Origin of the sequence: Mesorhizobium australicum (assembly GCF_900177325.1) — a bacterium.
In the GTDB taxonomy this organism is placed as follows: domain Bacteria; phylum Pseudomonadota; class Alphaproteobacteria; order Rhizobiales; family Rhizobiaceae; genus Mesorhizobium_A; species Mesorhizobium_A australicum_A.
In genome coordinates this window covers 3,412,534-3,427,596 of the sequence record NZ_FXBL01000004.1, presented here as the reverse complement: position 1 = coordinate 3,427,596, position 15,063 = coordinate 3,412,534, and the positions used below count along the sequence as shown (strand labels likewise).

Genomic DNA, 15,063 nt, shown 5'->3' with positions numbered 1-15,063 from the left:
TCGCAGGATAGTCACCTTTGCAGCCGGCTAGACAATTAACCAGACTTTTCCTCAGCTACACCCTGACGTCGCGCCACACGTGTCGCACTTCTCGCAGGTGCCGTTCCGCACCATGGTGAAGTTCTGGCATTCGGAGCAGGAGTTGCCGGTGTAGCCTTGCATCATCGATTTGACGCGGCGGTCGTTGGCGAGCGCCTTGGCGCTGGCGGCGTCGGCCTGGGCCTTGTCGGAGAACAGCGCGGTGGTCGCGGCCGGGGCGTCGTCCTCGAACAGGTCGGGGTGGTTTTCCTCCGCGATCTCCTCGGCAAGTTCTTTCGCGCGCTCCTCGTAGTCGCGCTTGAAGGCCACGGTCTCCTCGATGCGCTCCGACGAGACGGTCTTGAGCGCGGTCACCGTGGTGGCGGAGAAGGCGCGGACGTTTGAGCCGCCGAGCGCGGTCGTCGCGGCGCGGGCCGGAGACGAGGCGGGCGAGGGGGCCGGCGAGGACGAGGCGGCGCCGTCGGCGAAGCCCTTCGGTTCGGCCGACTTCGACACCAGCGTCGGCTTGTAGCCGCGCGTCCAGCCGGTGGAGACGAGGTTGGTCTTGCCCTCCTGGATGCCGCGGCCGAGCGAGGTGTTGCCGAAGTCGGACTGGTCGACATGGGCAAGGTCGTGGCGGCCGAGATAGGAGACGGCGAGCTCGCGGAAGACGTAGTCGAGGATCGAGGTGGCGTTCTTGATCGCGTCGTTGCCGACGACCATGCCGGCCGGCTCGAACTTGGTGAAGGTGAACGCCTCGACATATTCCTCGAGCGGCACGCCGTATTGCAGGCCGAGCGAGATGGCGATGGCGAAGTTGTTCATCATCGCGCGGAAGGCGGCACCTTCCTTGTGCATGTCGATGAAGATCTCGCCGAGGCGGCCGTCGCCGAACTCGCCGGTGCGCAGGTAGACCTTGTGGCCGCCGACGACGGCCTTCTGGGTGTAGCCCTGGCGGCGGTTCGGCAGCTTCTCGCGGTCGCGGTAGAGCCGCTCGACCACGCGCTCGACGATGCGTTCGGTGATCTGCGTCGCACGCGCGGCCGCCGGGGCGGCGACGAGAGCCTCGACCGCATCGTCCTCGTCATCGCTGTCGTCGGAGATCAGCGAGGCGTTGAGCGGCTGGGAGAGCTTCGAGCCGTCGCGGTAAAGCGCGTTGGCCTTCAGCGCCAGCTTCCAGGACAGCATGTAGGCGTTCTTGCAGTCCTCGACGCTCGCCTCGTTCGGCATGTTGATCGTCTTGGAGATGGCGCCCGAGATGAAGGGCTGCGCGGCTGCCATCATGCGGATGTGGCTCTCGACGGAGAGATAGCGCTTGCCGATCTTGCCGCAGGGATTGGCGCAATCGAACACCGGCAGGTGCTCGTTCTTCAGGAAAGGGGCGCCTTCCAGGGTCATCGCGCCGCAGACGTGGATATTGGCGGCCTCGATCTCCTTCCTGGTGAAGCCGAGCGCCGGCAGCATCTCGAAGGAGAAGTCGTCGAGCTGCTCGTCGGTGAGCTTGAGCACGGACTTGCAGAAGTCCTCGCCGAGCGTCCACTTGTTGAAGACGAACTTGATGTCGAAGGCGGAGCCCAGCGCAGCGTTGACCGCGGCGATCTTCTCCTCGGTGAAGCCCTTGGCGCGCAGCGACGACGGGTTGACGCCGGGCGCCTGGTTCAGGTTGCCGTGGCCGACGGCATAGGCCTCGATCTCGGCGATCTGGGCCTCGGAATAGCCGAGGGTGCGCAGCGCTTCGGGAACGGCGCGGTTGATGATCTTGAAGTAGCCGCCGCCGGCGAGCTTCTTGAACTTCACCAGCGCGAAGTCGGGTTCGATGCCGGTGGTGTCGCAGTCCATGACGAGGCCGATCGTGCCGGTGGGCGCAATCACGGTGGCCTGGGCGTTGCGGTAGCCGTTCTTCTCGCCGAGCGAAATCGCCCGGTCCCAGGCGGTCCTGGCGTGCTCGCCGAGTGCGGCCTGCTTCAGGTCGGCATGGACCAGCGGCACCGGATTGACCGAGAGCGCCTCGTAGCCGGCGGCCTCGCCATAGGCGGCGCGGCGATGGTTGCGCATGACGCGCAGCATGTTGGCGGCGTTGCGCTCATAGTCCGGGAAGGGGCCGAGCTCGCCGGCCATCTCGGCCGAGGTGGCGTAGGCGACGCCGGTCATGATCGAGGTGAGGCCGGCGCAGATGGCGCGGCCCTCGGCGGAATCGTAGGGGATGCCGGAGGTCATCAGCAGGCCGCCGATATTGGCGTAGCCGAGGCCGAGCGTGCGGTATTCGTAGGAGAGTTTTGCGATCTCCTTCGACGGGAACTGCGCCATCATCACCGAGATCTCGAGCACGATCGTCCACAGACGGACGGTGTGCTCGTAGGCGGCGATATCGATGTCGCCGTTCTTCTGCCGGTAGGGCAGGAGGTTGATCGAGGCGAGGTTGCAGGCCGTGTCGTCGAGGAACATGTATTCCGAGCACGGGTTGGACGCCCGGATCGCGCCGGCCGAGGCGCAGGTGTGCCAGTCGTTCATCGTCGTGTTGAAGTGGAGGCCCGGATCGGCGGACGCCCAGGCGGCGTAGCCGATCTTCTCCCACAGGTCGCGGGCCTTCAGCGTCTTGACCACCTTGCCGTCCTTACGGGCGGTGAGGTTCCACGATCCGTCGGTCTCGACGGCGCGCAGGAAGTCGTCCTTCAGCGAGACGGAGTTGTTGGAGTTCTGGCCCGAGACCGTGAGATAGGCCTCCGAATCCCAGTCGGTGTCGTAGGTCTTGAACTCGATCGAGGTGTAGCCCTGTCTGGCGAACTGGATGACGCGCTGGACGTAGTTCTCCGGCACGCCGTCCTTCTTGGCGTCCTTGATGGCGCGCTTGAGGGCGGGGTTCCTGTTCGGGTCGTAGCAGTCGCCGTCGGGGCCGTCGCAGTTGACGCAGGCCTTCATGACGGCGGTCATGTGCTTCTTGACGATCTTGGAGCCGGTGACGAGGGAAGCGACCTTCTGCTCCTCCTTCACCTTCCAGTCGATGTAGTCCTCGATGTCGGGATGGTCGATGTCGACGACAACCATCTTGGCGGCGCGGCGGGTGGTGCCGCCCGACTTGATGGCGCCGGCCGCGCGGTCGCCGATCTTGAGGAAGGACATCAGGCCGGACGAGCGGCCGCCGCCGGAGAGCTTTTCGCCCTCGCCGCGCAGGAAGGAGAAGTTGGAGCCGGTGCCGGAACCATACTTGAACAGGCGCGCCTCGCGCACCCACAGGTCCATGATGCCGCCCTCGTTGACGAGGTCGTCGGCGACGGACTGGATGAAGCAGGCATGCGGCTGCGGATGCTCATAGGCCGACTTGGACTTGGTCAGCTTGCCGGTGAACGGGTCGACGTAGAAATGGCCCTGGCCGGGGCCGTCGATGCCATAGGCCCAGTGCAGACCGGTGTTGAACCACTGCGGCGAATTGGGGGCGACGCGCTGGGTGGCGAGCATGTAGGCGAGCTCGTCGCGGAAGGCGGCGGCATCGGCCTCGGAGGCGAAGTAGCCGCCCTTCCAGCCCCAGTAGGTCCAGGTGCCGGCGAGGCGATCGAAGACCTGGCGGGCGTCGGTCTCGGAGCCGTAGCGCTCGTTCTCGGGCAGCTTGGCGAGCTCGGCTTCGTCCGGCACGGAACGCCACAGGAAGGAGGGAACGTCGTTCTCCTCGACCTTCTTCAGACGCGCGGGGACGCCCGCCTTGCGGAAATACTTCTGGGCGAGAACATCGGTCGCGACCTGGCTGAACTGCGCCGGCACGTCGATGTCGGCAAGGCGGAAGACCACCGAGCCGTCGGGGTTCTTGATCTCGGAAAGAGCCTTGCGGAATTCGATCTCCGCATAGGCAGACTGTCCGTCCTTGGTGAAGCGCCGTTCGATCCGCATCGTCTTCGTCCTTCAGTCCCCAAATATAGCGTCATCCACAGAATTCGTCCTCACGATTCCGCGATGCCGCCCTGGCTGCATCCGTCACGTTCCCGAAGGTCCGCAACGCCCTCTCCGCCGTCCTGTTCCGCCCCGTCGCTCTCCACCTTCACGAGGCGGCTGCGCGGCGGTCGAAACCTTCTTGCGGCCCTCTTCCGTCACCGATTCAGGCGAGTCTCGCCTTGCGAGACTTATCCCTTATCTGGTGTCGACTATCCCCCGCAAACACTAAATATAGTGTTAACAACCTCTTTACGCCAACCAATTTCGTCCATTTTCCCGAGCCCGGAAGGCACATGAATCCCCAGCCGAGCGCACCGCGGCAAAGCGGCTTCGATCGTCGGGAAACGCATCAAATCGGGGAAGAACTGGCTTGGACCGGAGCCCGCGCCGCGCCCTCAACACGAGCGCATAACCGATATGAAACGACTCGCGAGGGGAGGTCAACGATTCGTTTGTACGAGATTTATGACCACAACATCTTGTGGGGGATGCGTGTGGATAATGGGGAAGGTCAGCCGGCCGATGTTGGGATGAAGCGGCTCTAGAACGCCAGACCGATGAGGTGGAAAGCGCCCATTGCCAGAAGAGCCGAGGCGGGCACGGTGGTCACCCAAGCGGTGACGATCGTGCGGACATGGGCGCGGCGAACCAGATTGCGGCGGGAGATCTCTTCGCGGGAGACCGGCGGGGCGCCGCGGTTGTCGAGATCGGCCTCATCGGCCAGCACCTCCGCGATCGTTTCCGCCGAGGCCTCGCGCTCGGCGCGCCGGCGCGCCATCTTGCGCTCGAGATAGGCCCGGCGTCGCGGCGAATTGGCGGTGTACCATTCGCGGAAGAAGCCGACGCCGAAAACGGCGCCCACCGCGATATGCGTGGAACTGACCGGCATGCCCATCGCCGAGGCGATGATGACGGTGAGCGCGGCCGACAGCGCGACGCAGAAGGCGCGCATCGGGTTGAGCTTGGTGATCTGCTCGCCGACCATACGCACGAGCTTGGGCCCGAACAGCAGCAGACCGATCGAGATGCCCGCCGCGCCGATCAGCATGACCCAGAAGGGAATTCCGACCCTTGCCTCGACGCCGCCGCCCTGGGCTGCCGAGACGATCGCCGCCAGCGGGCCGACGGCGTTTGCCACGTCGTTGGCGCCGTGGGCGAAGGAGAGCAGGGCTGCCGAGATGACCAGCGGCAGCCGGAACAGTTTGCGCAGCGACTGGTTTCGATTCTCCATGCCGCGCGACTGGAACGCCACGAACTTGCTGGACAACACCCAGAAGATCGCCGTGGAGCCCACACCGAGAGCCGTCAGGGTCCAGCCGTCGAAGGTCACGACGTGATTGAGACCCTTGCTGGAGAGATAGGTGGTAAAGGCGCCGGCCATGACGGCGATGAGCACCGGCACCCAGCGCCGCGCGGCGGTCAGCTTGTCGTCCTGGTAGATGATGGTCGACTTGATGAAGAACAGGAACAGCGCCGCGACGACGCCACCCGCGAGCGGCGAGACAACCCAGGACGCGGCGATCGCGCCCATGATGCTCCAGTCGACCGCTCCCATGCCGACAGCCGCGATGCCCGCGCCGACAACGCCGCCCACGACGGCATGCGTGGTCGAAACCGGCGCTCCGATCCAGGTGGCCAGATTGACCCAAAGGGCCGAGGAGACGAGCGCTGCGAGCATCAGCCTGATGAAGACATTGGGCTCGCTCACGAGGCGGGGATCGATGATTCCCTTGGAGATCGTCTCGACCACGTCGCCGCCGGCAATCAGGGCGCCGGCGGTCTCGAAGATCGCCGCCATGACGAGGGCGCTGCCCAGCGTCAGCGCACGGGCGCCCACCGCCGCGCTCACATTGTTGGCGACGTCGTTGGCGCCGATGTTCAGCGCCATGTAACCGCCAATCGCCGCCGCCGCGACGATGACCACCGCACCGGGCTGACCCATCACGTAGATCGACGCGGCGACCGCCGCGAACACGATGAACAGAAGCGCAAGGCCGGGCGCCACCAGCCCGCGCGACAGCAGGCTCGCGGCTTCCTCGACGGAGGCGATCTTGTCGAGATCCTTGTCGAGCGTGTCCTTACGGGTAAGTTCGGCGGGAAGCGCCATGGGCTGATCCATCGAAGAGCGGACTTCGGACCGGATGTCGAGGATCCGGCCGGCGACAGGAAGCGCGATAGGGCAGATCACCCCGAGGGGCAACCTCTGCCGTTCCGTCTCACGGCGTCAGGCTGCGATTTGCCGTGGATTGGCGCCGAAGCGCTGGATCAGCTCGCCGAGATCCGGTTCGGCGACAAGCCTTGCGGCATCCGCGGCGCGAAACCACCGGCGCTTGCGTTTCTTCATCTCGGGCCACCTGTCGGCAAGCGCGTCGACCTCAAGCGGGAAGACATGCACCTCGCAATGCCATTCGAGGCCCGAATTCAGTACCTTGTCGTAGTAAAACGTGCCGGCCTCGCGCTCCGACACGCCGCCGGACAGACCAGCTTCCTCGGCCGCCTCGCGCGCCGCCGCCTCGCACAGCTTCTCGGAGGCTTCGGGCCAGCCCTTCGGCAGGACCCAGCGGCCGGTGCCCCGGCTCGTGACCAGCAGGATCTCGACCTCGCCGCCGGACAGCCGCCAGGGAAGAGCGGCGACCTGGACCCGGCACGGCATGCCGCCAAAGAACTGGCGGGCGCGTTCCAAAAGTCTCCTGCGGGTCGAATAAGAGATCAACATTCCGGTGCTTCGATGGTGCCTTCTCGTTTGCCAGCTCACGAAACATACAGATAGTGCGCTGATAATAAAGCGCAAACCCTGCGCGAACCTTACGGTTTTCGCGTCGCGGCCGGGGTTCAACCGCGATGATCCTCCGAAATCGGCTTCTGGTATGTGAAGCCCATATCCCAGGGGAAGTAGATCCAGGTGTCCTGGCTGACCTCCGTTATATAGGTATCGACCATCGGTTTTCCCTTCGGCTTGGCATAGACGGCGGCGAAATGCGCCTTTGGCAGCATCGCGCGCACGACGGCGGCCGTCTTGCCGGTGTCGGTCAGGTCGTCGACGATCAAGACGTTCTCGCCGTCGTTCTCGGTGAGCGAAGGCGTAACCTCCTTCAGAACGTTCAGTTCTCCCTGCGAGGTGTAGTCGTGGTACGAGGCCACCGAGACGGTCTCGATGACGCGGATGCCCAGCTCGCGCGAGATGATGGCGGCGGGCACCAGGCCGCCGCGCGTGATGCAGACGATCGCCTTCCACTGGCCACCATTGAGGCCGGCGAGCCGCCAGGCAAGCGCGCGTGCGTCGCGATGGAACTGGTCCCACGAGACCGGGAAGGCTTTTTCTGGCAGGGACATGGGACGCACTCCGCTTGGCTGGAATGCAGCCGGGATTAGCGGCAACTTTCCGAGATTCGCAAGGGTTTGCGCGCCATATCCAACGAGAATCGGGGCGAAATGCGATCAGGCGGGTGTGGCGATCGCTGCCAGCATGGCCTCGACCTCGCCTTTGGCCTTTGCAAGGCTTTCCGCCGAGCGCGAGCGAACGACGAGTTCGGTCCAGAACTTGCCGTCGAGATATTTCGGATAGGAGCCGATGATCGTGTCCGGATTGGCCTTCTGGATCTCGCCGAGCTGGGTGCCGATCGTGCCCTCGCCATAGGGGCAGTGGACCGTCTCGGACAGCATCACCGCGCCGCCATGCAGCGTCGGGACGACGTTGTCGAGCATGGCCTGGAAGATCGCCGGCACCCCGGCCATGACATGCACGTTGCCAATGCGGAAGCCGGGCGCCAGCGAGACGGGATTGTCGATGTGGTCGGCGCCGACGGGCATGCGCGCCATGCGCTTGCGCGCCTCGGTGTATTCGAGGCCGCGGGCGGCATAGCTTTCCTCGAGCATCTTATACGCCTTCGCGTCATAGTCGCAGGGGACGCCGAAGGCTTTGGCGATCGAATCGGCTGTGATGTCGTCATGCGTCGGGCCGATGCCGCCGGTGGTGAAGACGTAGGTGTATTTTGTCCTCAGCGCGTTGACCGCGGCGACGATCTCGTCCTCCTCGTCCGGGACGATGCGGACTTCCTTGAGGTCGATGCCGATGGCGGTCATCACGTCGGCGAGGTGGCCGATGTTCTTGTCCTTGGTGCGGCCGGAGAGGATCTCGTCCCCGATCACCATCATCGCGGCAGTCACGATTTCGCTCAACGTCGCATCCTTTCGCTCGGCCAGCGTCTCGTAGCGCCGATGCGCGCGGCCGGCAATGGGTCGCAAACGGTGAACGATCTGTCGGCGACACCGTTGTTACGCAAGAGGCGCCGAGGGGCTAAGTCACACCGAACCGCCGATCCCAAGCGGCGACGACGACACACAGGAGATGACGATGGCTAAGGTACTGGTGCTCTACTATTCGAGCTGGGGCCACACGGAAGCGATGGCGAAGGCCGCCGCCGAGGGCGCGAAGGAAGCAGGCGCCACTGTGACGATCAAGCGCGTGCCGGAACTGGTTCCGGAAGCGGTGGCGAAGGCCGCCTACTACAAGCTCGACCAGGAGGCGCCGGTCGCCGAGCCGCTGGAGCTCGACCAGTACGACGGCATCGTGCTGGCGTTTGCCACCCGCTACGGCGCGATGGCCGCGCAGATGAAGAACTTCCTCGACCAGACCGGCCCGCTGTGGGCCAAGGGCGCGCTGCTCAACAAGGTCGCGACCGTGATGGCCTCGACCGCGACGCAGCATGGCGGCGCCGAGCTGTCGCTGGTCCAGGCGCAGTGGTCGCTGCAGCACCACGGCATGATCATCGTGCCGCTGAGCTATGCCTATCAGGGCCAGTCGGGCAACGATGTCGTGCGCGGCGGCTCGCCCTACGGCATGACCACCACTTCCGACACGGACGGCTCGCGGCAGCCTTCGGCGCAGGAACTGGAAGGCGCGAAGTTCCAGGGCAAGCGGCTGGCCGAGATCGCGATCAAGCTGCACGGCTGAGACTGTTTAGAAATTCTACTCTAGCGGCCATCTGATGGCGTTTTCTGCGCTTCCGGTGCTCACGGACCCCAATGTCCGCTCCGCTCCGGTTCTCGAAACCACCACCAGCTGACTCGCCAGAGCGAATTTCGAAACAGTCTTCGAGGCCTAGCAGGCGGGCGGGGGTCATGCCTTGCATCACATGCGGGCTTGAGGAACGGGCGGCTCCGGCCGCCCGTTTTCGTTTCCGGCGCCTGTTTCGCAGCTGCGAAAGATGAATTACCAATGCCGCGTCCCATCCGCGGAGCGGCATCTTGACCTCCATACTCCTCTGGCTTGTCGTTCTCGTGCTGATCGCGGTGCTGGCGGTGGCGGGCTGGTATGTGTGGCGGACCCAGGCGATCGCGCGGCGGGCCGAGCGGCTGGTGCCGGCACAGGGCAAATTCGTCGAGATCGACGGCAACCGAATCCATTATGTCGAGGAAGGCGAGGGCAGGCCGATCCTGTTCGTGCATGGCTTCGGCGGCACGCTGCACCATTTCCGTCATCCGCTGTTCGGCGGCCGCATCCCCGGCTACCGGCTGATCGCGATCGACCGGCCCGGCGCGGGCTATTCGACGCGCGCGCCCGGCGCGAGTGCCGGCCTGCCGGCGCAGGCGGCGCTGATTGCCAAGTTCATCGACAAGCTCGGGCTGGAAAGGCCGCTGGTGGTCGGTCATTCGCTGGGCGGCATGATCACGCTGACGGTGGCGCTGAACCATCCGGAGAAAATCTGCGGCATCGTGCTGATCTCGGCGCTGACCAGGCCGCGCGAGGGCATTCCGCCGGAAATGGCACCGATCTACATCACCTCGCCGCTGAAGCGCTGGCTCGTCGCCAATACGGTGGCGATCCCCGCCGCGCTGAAGGTCGCGCCGCAGACACTCGCCTACGTCTTCGGGCCGCAGGAGACGCCGCAGGACTACATGACGGAGGGCGGCGGGGAACTGGGGCTGAGGCCCGGCCACTTCTACAACATGGTCGCCGACCTCGTCTCGGTGGGCGACGACATGCCGGCGCTGGCGAAGCGCTTCGAGGAGATCGACATGCCGGCGGGCATGGTGTTCGGCACGGCGGACAAGGTGCTGGATTGGCGCGAGCACGGCGAGACATTCGCGCCGTGCATCAAGGGGCTCGATTTCGAGACGGTCGAGGGCATCGGCCACCACCCGCAATACTGGGCGCGCGAACAGGTCATAGCGCTGATCAGGCGCGTGGCGGAGAAGGCGTTCGCGGTGTGAGTGGTGCGGGCGGCGGGGATCGAACCCGCATAGCCAGAGGCTGAGGGATTTTAAGTCCCTTGCGTCTACCAGTTCCGCCACGCCCGCATGGCGCGGTTTTCGTCGTTGTTTGAGTGGATTGCAAGCCGCGTTGCGCAGGTTTGCGAGCGTCTGGCCGCATCCGGCGCGCGGATTTAAGGGCCGACGTCGCTTGCCGGCCTCAGGCGCTACGGGCTGTTACTCATCGCGCAGCTTCATCCATGCCGGCGCATGGTCGCTCGCACCGTCTTCCCCGCGGGTGTTACGGTCCACATTGGCATCGAGGAGGCGGTCGCGCAGGTTGGGGCTGAGCAGAAGGTGGTCGAGCCGGAGGCCCGCGTCGCGCGGCCAGCGGTTCCGCTTATAGTCCCAGAAGGAGTAGATGCGCTCGCCCGGATGGATCGTGCGCACCGCGTCGGTCCAGCTACGGCCCAGCAGCTTGCGGAAGGCGGCCCGGCTTTCGGGCTGGATCAGGGCGTCGTCGTCCCAGGATCTCGTCGGATAGATGTCGATGTCAGTCGGCGCGACGTTGAAGTCTCCGGCAAGCACCAACGGCGCGCCGGATTTGCGGAGTGCGGTGGCATGCCGGTGCAGGCGCGCCAGCCAGGCGAGCTTGTAGTCGAACTTCGGCCCGGGCTGGGGATTGCCGTTGGGCGCGTAAATCGAGGCGACGACAACGCCGTTGAACGCCGCCTCGATGTAGCGGGCCTGGCTGTCGGATGAGTCGCCTGGCAGGGCATCGCGGGTCAGCACCGGCTCGCGGCCGCGGGCAAGCATGGCAACGCCGTTCCACGTCTTCTGCCCGCGCCAGACCGCGCGGTAGCCGGCGTCCCGCAACGCATTGGCTGGAAAGTCCGCCTGCGTCGCTTTCAGCTCCTGCAGCGCCACTACGTCGGGCTGCCGTTTCGCCAGCCAGGCAAGTAGATTAGGCAGACGGCGGTTGACGTTGTTAATGTTGAAGGTCGCGATGAGCACGAGGACGAAACACGCCGGCGCCGCAAGTGTTCCGCGATCCGTCTTTAAACCGTGGCTAGTCGCCTGGGGCAGAGATCTCGACCACGTTGCGGCCGGGCAGTTCAATGGAGAATGTATGGTCTCCGGCGAGTCGGGCCAGCGCCGGCCAGGCGGACGGCGCGAGGTTGATCCAGTCGAGCCGCTTTCCAATGCGGCCGGGCGGGTCGATGGTCTTCTCGGTCGCGCCCGACGGCCAGAGCTCGAACTCCTCCCAGACCTTGTCCATGTGAGCGACGAGGACGCGGAAGGCGCCGAGGAAGACCTCGACCTTCACCCAGTGCGACGGATCGGGCGAGAAGACGACGCGGCCGGCCACCTCGGTGTCGGCGCGGCGGGCGGTGAAGGCCGCGGAGTGGATCCTGCCCTTCGATGAGGTTTCGCCGGGGACGATCTCCCAGCCTCCGGTCGCCAGCCACCGGGGTTCCCCGGCGACGCGGGTCGGGAAATCCGCGGCATAGAAGGCGGCGGCGAGGGCCGGGTCGTCGCCCTCGTCGGAGTTCAGGAACTCGAACTCGAACTTGCCCTTCAGCTTGAACTGCGGTTCGTCAGAGCCCATGCGGAACCAGCCGCCTGAGAAATAGAAGGGCGGCCAGGCTGGCGGGGTGTCGCTCATTCTTCCTCGACGAAGACCTCTTCGCGCTTCTTGCGCACGGAGGGCAGGAAGACGACAACGAGGACGAGGGCGGCGAGCAGAAGCAGGCCGGCACTGATCGGGCGGGTGACGAAGGTGGAGACGTCGCCGCGCGAGAGAATCATGGCGCGGCGGAGGTTCTCCTCAAGCAGCGGGCCAAGGACGAAGCCGAGCAGGAGGGGCGCTGGCTCGCAGCGCAGCTTGAGCAGGAAATAGCCGAGCAGGCCGAAGAAGGCGACGACGTAGAGGTCCCAGACGTTGGAGTTCACCGAATAGACGCCGATCGAGCAGAAGGCCATGATCGTCGGGAACAGCACGAAATAGGGAACTTTCAGCAGCTTCACCCACAGGCCGATGAGCGGCAGGTTGAGGATGACGAGCAGAAGGTTGCCGATCCACATCGAGGCTATCAGGCCCCAGAACAGCTCGGGCCTTTCAGCGGCGACGTTCGGACCGGGCACGATGCCCTGGATGATCATCGCGCCGATCATCAGCGCCATGACCGGGTTGGCGGGGATGCCCAGCGTCAGCATCGGGATGAAGGAGGTCTGCGCGCCGGCATTGTTGGCCGATTCGGGTCCGGCGACGCCGGCGAGCGCGCCCTTGCCGAACTCCTCCGGGCGGTCGGAGGCGCGCTTCTCGATCGTGTAGGAAGCGAAGGCCGCCAGCACCGCGCCGTTGCCGGGCAGGATGCCGAGCGCGGAGCCGAGCGCCGTGCCGCGCAGGATGGGTGCCACCATGCGGCGGAAATCCTCACGCGTCGGCATCAGGCCGGTGACCTTGGCCATCAGCACCTCGCGGGTGCGCTCGTCTTCCAGGTTGCGCAGGATCTCGGCGATGCCGAACAGGCCGACGGCGATGGCCACGAAGTTCAGCTGGTCGCCGAGCTGGGTGAGGCCGAAGTTGAGCCGCGGCGCGCCGGAGATGACGTCCTGGCCGACCAGGCCCAGCAGCAGGCCGAGCACCACCATGGCGATCGCCTTGACGACCGAGCCGTGGGCAAGCGCGACGGACATGATCAGGCCGACGATCATCAGCGAGCAGTACTCGGCCGCGCCGAACTTGAGCGCGATCGTGGTGAGCGGCGGGGCGAACAGGGCGATCAGCACGGTGGCGATCGTGCCGGCGACGAAGGAGCCGATGGCAGCCGTGGCGAGCGCCACGCCGGCGCGGCCCTTGCGCGCCATCTGGTAGCCGTCGATGGCCGTGACGGCGGAGGAGGATTCACCCGGCATGTTGATGAGGATCGCCGTGGTCGAGCCGCCGTACTGGGCGCCGTAGTAGATGCCGGCGAGCATGATGAGCGAGGAGACCGGGTCGCCGATCTGGAAGGTGATCGGCAGAAGCATGGCGATGGTGGCCGTGGCACCGATGCCGGGCAGCACGCCGATCAGGGTGCCGAGAAGCACGCCGATCAGGCAGAAGCCGATGTTGTAAAGGGTGGAGGCGGTGGCGAAGCCGAGCGCGAGGTTGGAGAAGAGATCCATCTTTGCGCCTCCTAGAACCGCAGCCAGGGGCCGAAACGCTGGAAGGGCAGGCCGAGCCCGTAGCTGAAGACGATCATCGAGAAGACCGCCAGCGCGAAGGAGAGAAGGAGCGCCATCCACCAGTTCATCCGGTAGGAGGCGAAGGAGGCGAAGAGCGACGTCACGAAGACGGCGGGCACGAAGCCGAGGCCGCGCACGGTGAGGCCGAAGATCAGCGGCGCGAGCAGGATGAAGACCATGCCGCGCCAGGCGATCCTGCCGACCGGCTCGCCCTCAACGCGCAGGGCCTGCGCGAGGATGATGGCGCCGAGCAGGATCAGCAAGGCGGAGAGCACCAGCGGCAGGCCGCCGGGGCCGATCCTCAGCCAGGTGCCGAGATCGACCTCGAGCGACTGGTAGCCGAAAACGAGGCCCGCAAGGATGAAGAACGCGCCGCAGACGACGTTCGTGCGGTCGATACCACGAGTGTCCATCGCTGTTGTCCCCGGCGGTCATTGCCGCCCCGGATGGAAGGAAGGTGGAGGAGGGGCGGCTGGAGCCGCCCCTGCGAAGCGTCAGTCGGCGTACTGGCCGGCGGCCTCGATGATCGGCTTCCAGCGGGCGATCTCGCTTTCGAGCTTGGCCTTGAGCGCGGCCGGCGTGGCGTCGGCCTCGGGCGATGGCGTGGTGCCGAGCTCGGCGAAGCGGGCGACGACGTTTTCGTCCTTGAGCGCGACCTGAAGCGCCTTCGACAGCTTCTCGGTGACGTCGGCGGGGGTGCCCTTCGGCGCGTAGATGCCGTGCCAGATGCCGACCTGCATGCCGGGCAGGCCGGCCTCGTCGGTGGTCGGAAGATCGGGAAGCACGTCGAGGCGCTTGGCGGTCGTCACCGCATAGGCCTTGATGGTGCCGCCCTGGATCTGCTTGGTCGTGTTGGTGGTCTGGTCGCACATGATGTCGACCTGGCCGCCGAGCAGATCGGTCATGGCAGGACCGGTGCCCTTGTAGGGGACGGTGACCAGCGGAGTGCCGATCGCGGTCATGAACAGCATGCCGCAGAGATGCGAGGCCGCACCGATGCCGGCATTCGCCACCGTCACCGTGTCCTTGTTCGCCTTGGCGTAGTCCACCAGGCCCTTGAGATCGGCGGGCTCGAGGTCCTTGCGGGCAACGATGGTCATCGGCACTTCGGTGACGAGGCCGACATATTCGAAGGCGCCCAGCGTATCGTAGGCGAGCTTGCGATAGAGCGTGGCGCTGGTCGCCATGCCGATGTGGTGGAGCAGCAGCGTGTAGCCGTCCGGATCGGACTGCGCGACGCGGCCGGCACCCAGCGTGCCGCCGGCGCCGCCGACGTTCTCGACCACGACCTGCTGGCCGAGATCCTTCGACATCGATTCGGCGACGAGACGCGTCACGGTGTCGGTCGGCCCGCCGGCCGCGAACGGAACCACGATCGTGATCGGGCGCTCGGGGTAGTCGGCGAGCGCCGAGAGCGTCGACACCGACAACATGGCGGCCGCGCCGAGCGCGGTAAGAATCTTCTGCATGGATTTCCTCCCGATTGTGCTGAAAGCCCTCCGGTGCACAGATCCTCCCGGCACCGACTATGAATAGTGCAATAGCTGACGGATCGGGCCAAGAAACAACCCCATGTCGGCGGCGATCGACGTTTCCGCATATTTTCGGCCGACGATGGGTGGATATCGTAACATCGCGGCTACCTCGTGGGTGAATCACCACCCAAGACGATGAGTCAGCAGGATTGATCGATGTCGG

12 protein-coding genes and 1 tRNA gene are annotated in these 15,063 nt (G+C 65.6%); 2 read left to right on the top strand and 11 right to left on the bottom strand.

Annotated features, from left to right (window positions below; translation table 11 throughout):
- Positions 1 to 51 precede the first annotated feature (51 nt).
- The 5 genes from B9Z03_RS19370 to B9Z03_RS19350 form a co-directional block, all read right to left on the bottom strand.
- Positions 52 to 3,900, bottom strand: coding sequence for a vitamin B12-dependent ribonucleotide reductase (locus tag B9Z03_RS19370; protein ID WP_085465701.1), 3,849 nt, complete (start codon positions 3,898 to 3,900; stop codon positions 52 to 54).
- Between the two features lie 583 nt (positions 3,901 to 4,483).
- Positions 4,484 to 6,049 (bottom strand): inorganic phosphate transporter, encoded by a 1,566-nt coding sequence (locus B9Z03_RS19365; RefSeq protein WP_085467764.1) that lies wholly within the window; start codon positions 6,047 to 6,049, stop codon positions 4,484 to 4,486.
- A 117-nt stretch (positions 6,050 to 6,166) separates the two neighbouring features.
- A complete protein-coding gene (locus B9Z03_RS19360) occupies positions 6,167 to 6,658 on the bottom strand; it encodes an NUDIX hydrolase (RefSeq protein ID WP_085465700.1) in 492 nt (163 codons plus the stop codon).
- Positions 6,659 to 6,774: 116 nt separating this feature from the next.
- Positions 6,775 to 7,275 (bottom strand): xanthine phosphoribosyltransferase, encoded by a 501-nt coding sequence (gene gpt / locus B9Z03_RS19355; protein WP_085465699.1) that lies wholly within the window; start codon positions 7,273 to 7,275, stop codon positions 6,775 to 6,777.
- Positions 7,276 to 7,380: 105 nt separating this feature from the next.
- Positions 7,381 to 8,121, bottom strand: coding sequence for a competence/damage-inducible protein A (locus tag B9Z03_RS19350; protein ID WP_085467763.1), 741 nt, complete (start codon positions 8,119 to 8,121; stop codon positions 7,381 to 7,383).
- 175 nt (positions 8,122 to 8,296) lie between these two features.
- Between B9Z03_RS19350 and wrbA the strand changes: the two genes are divergently transcribed.
- Both wrbA and B9Z03_RS19340 read left to right on the top strand, forming a co-directional pair.
- Complete coding sequence (wrbA, locus tag B9Z03_RS19345; RefSeq protein ID WP_085465698.1) at positions 8,297 to 8,896, top strand: NAD(P)H:quinone oxidoreductase; 600 nt, start codon at positions 8,297 to 8,299, stop codon at positions 8,894 to 8,896.
- A 293-nt stretch (positions 8,897 to 9,189) separates the two neighbouring features.
- Positions 9,190 to 10,155, top strand: a complete 966-nt coding sequence (locus B9Z03_RS19340) for an alpha/beta fold hydrolase (protein WP_348529043.1) — start codon at positions 9,190 to 9,192, stop codon at positions 10,153 to 10,155.
- A gap of 1 nt (position 10,156) precedes the next feature.
- Here the strand turns inward: B9Z03_RS19340 and B9Z03_RS19335 are convergent.
- From B9Z03_RS19335 to B9Z03_RS19310, 6 genes are all read right to left on the bottom strand, one after another.
- A tRNA-Leu gene (locus tag B9Z03_RS19335) sits at positions 10,157 to 10,242 on the bottom strand.
- A gap of 129 nt (positions 10,243 to 10,371) precedes the next feature.
- Positions 10,372 to 11,148, bottom strand: a complete 777-nt coding sequence (xth, locus tag B9Z03_RS19330) for an exodeoxyribonuclease III (RefSeq protein WP_085465696.1) — start codon at positions 11,146 to 11,148, stop codon at positions 10,372 to 10,374.
- Between the two features lie 55 nt (positions 11,149 to 11,203).
- Positions 11,204 to 11,800 (bottom strand): hypothetical protein, encoded by a 597-nt coding sequence (locus B9Z03_RS19325; RefSeq protein ID WP_085465695.1) that lies wholly within the window; start codon positions 11,798 to 11,800, stop codon positions 11,204 to 11,206.
- The gene (locus B9Z03_RS19320; protein ID WP_085465694.1) at positions 11,797 to 13,305 is read right to left on the bottom strand and encodes a tripartite tricarboxylate transporter permease; all 1,509 of its coding nucleotides are present in this window, start codon (positions 13,303 to 13,305) and stop codon (positions 11,797 to 11,799) included. The genes B9Z03_RS19325 and B9Z03_RS19320 overlap by 4 nt, the downstream gene beginning before the upstream one ends.
- A gap of 11 nt (positions 13,306 to 13,316) precedes the next feature.
- Positions 13,317 to 13,778 carry a tripartite tricarboxylate transporter TctB family protein gene (locus B9Z03_RS19315; protein ID WP_085465693.1) on the bottom strand — a complete coding sequence of 154 codons (462 nt, stop codon included), beginning with the start codon at positions 13,776 to 13,778 and terminating at the stop codon, positions 13,317 to 13,319.
- An 81-nt stretch (positions 13,779 to 13,859) separates the two neighbouring features.
- Complete coding sequence (locus B9Z03_RS19310) at positions 13,860 to 14,834, bottom strand: tripartite tricarboxylate transporter substrate-binding protein (protein ID WP_085465692.1); 975 nt, start codon at positions 14,832 to 14,834, stop codon at positions 13,860 to 13,862.
- Positions 14,835 to 15,063: the final 229 nt, after the last annotated feature.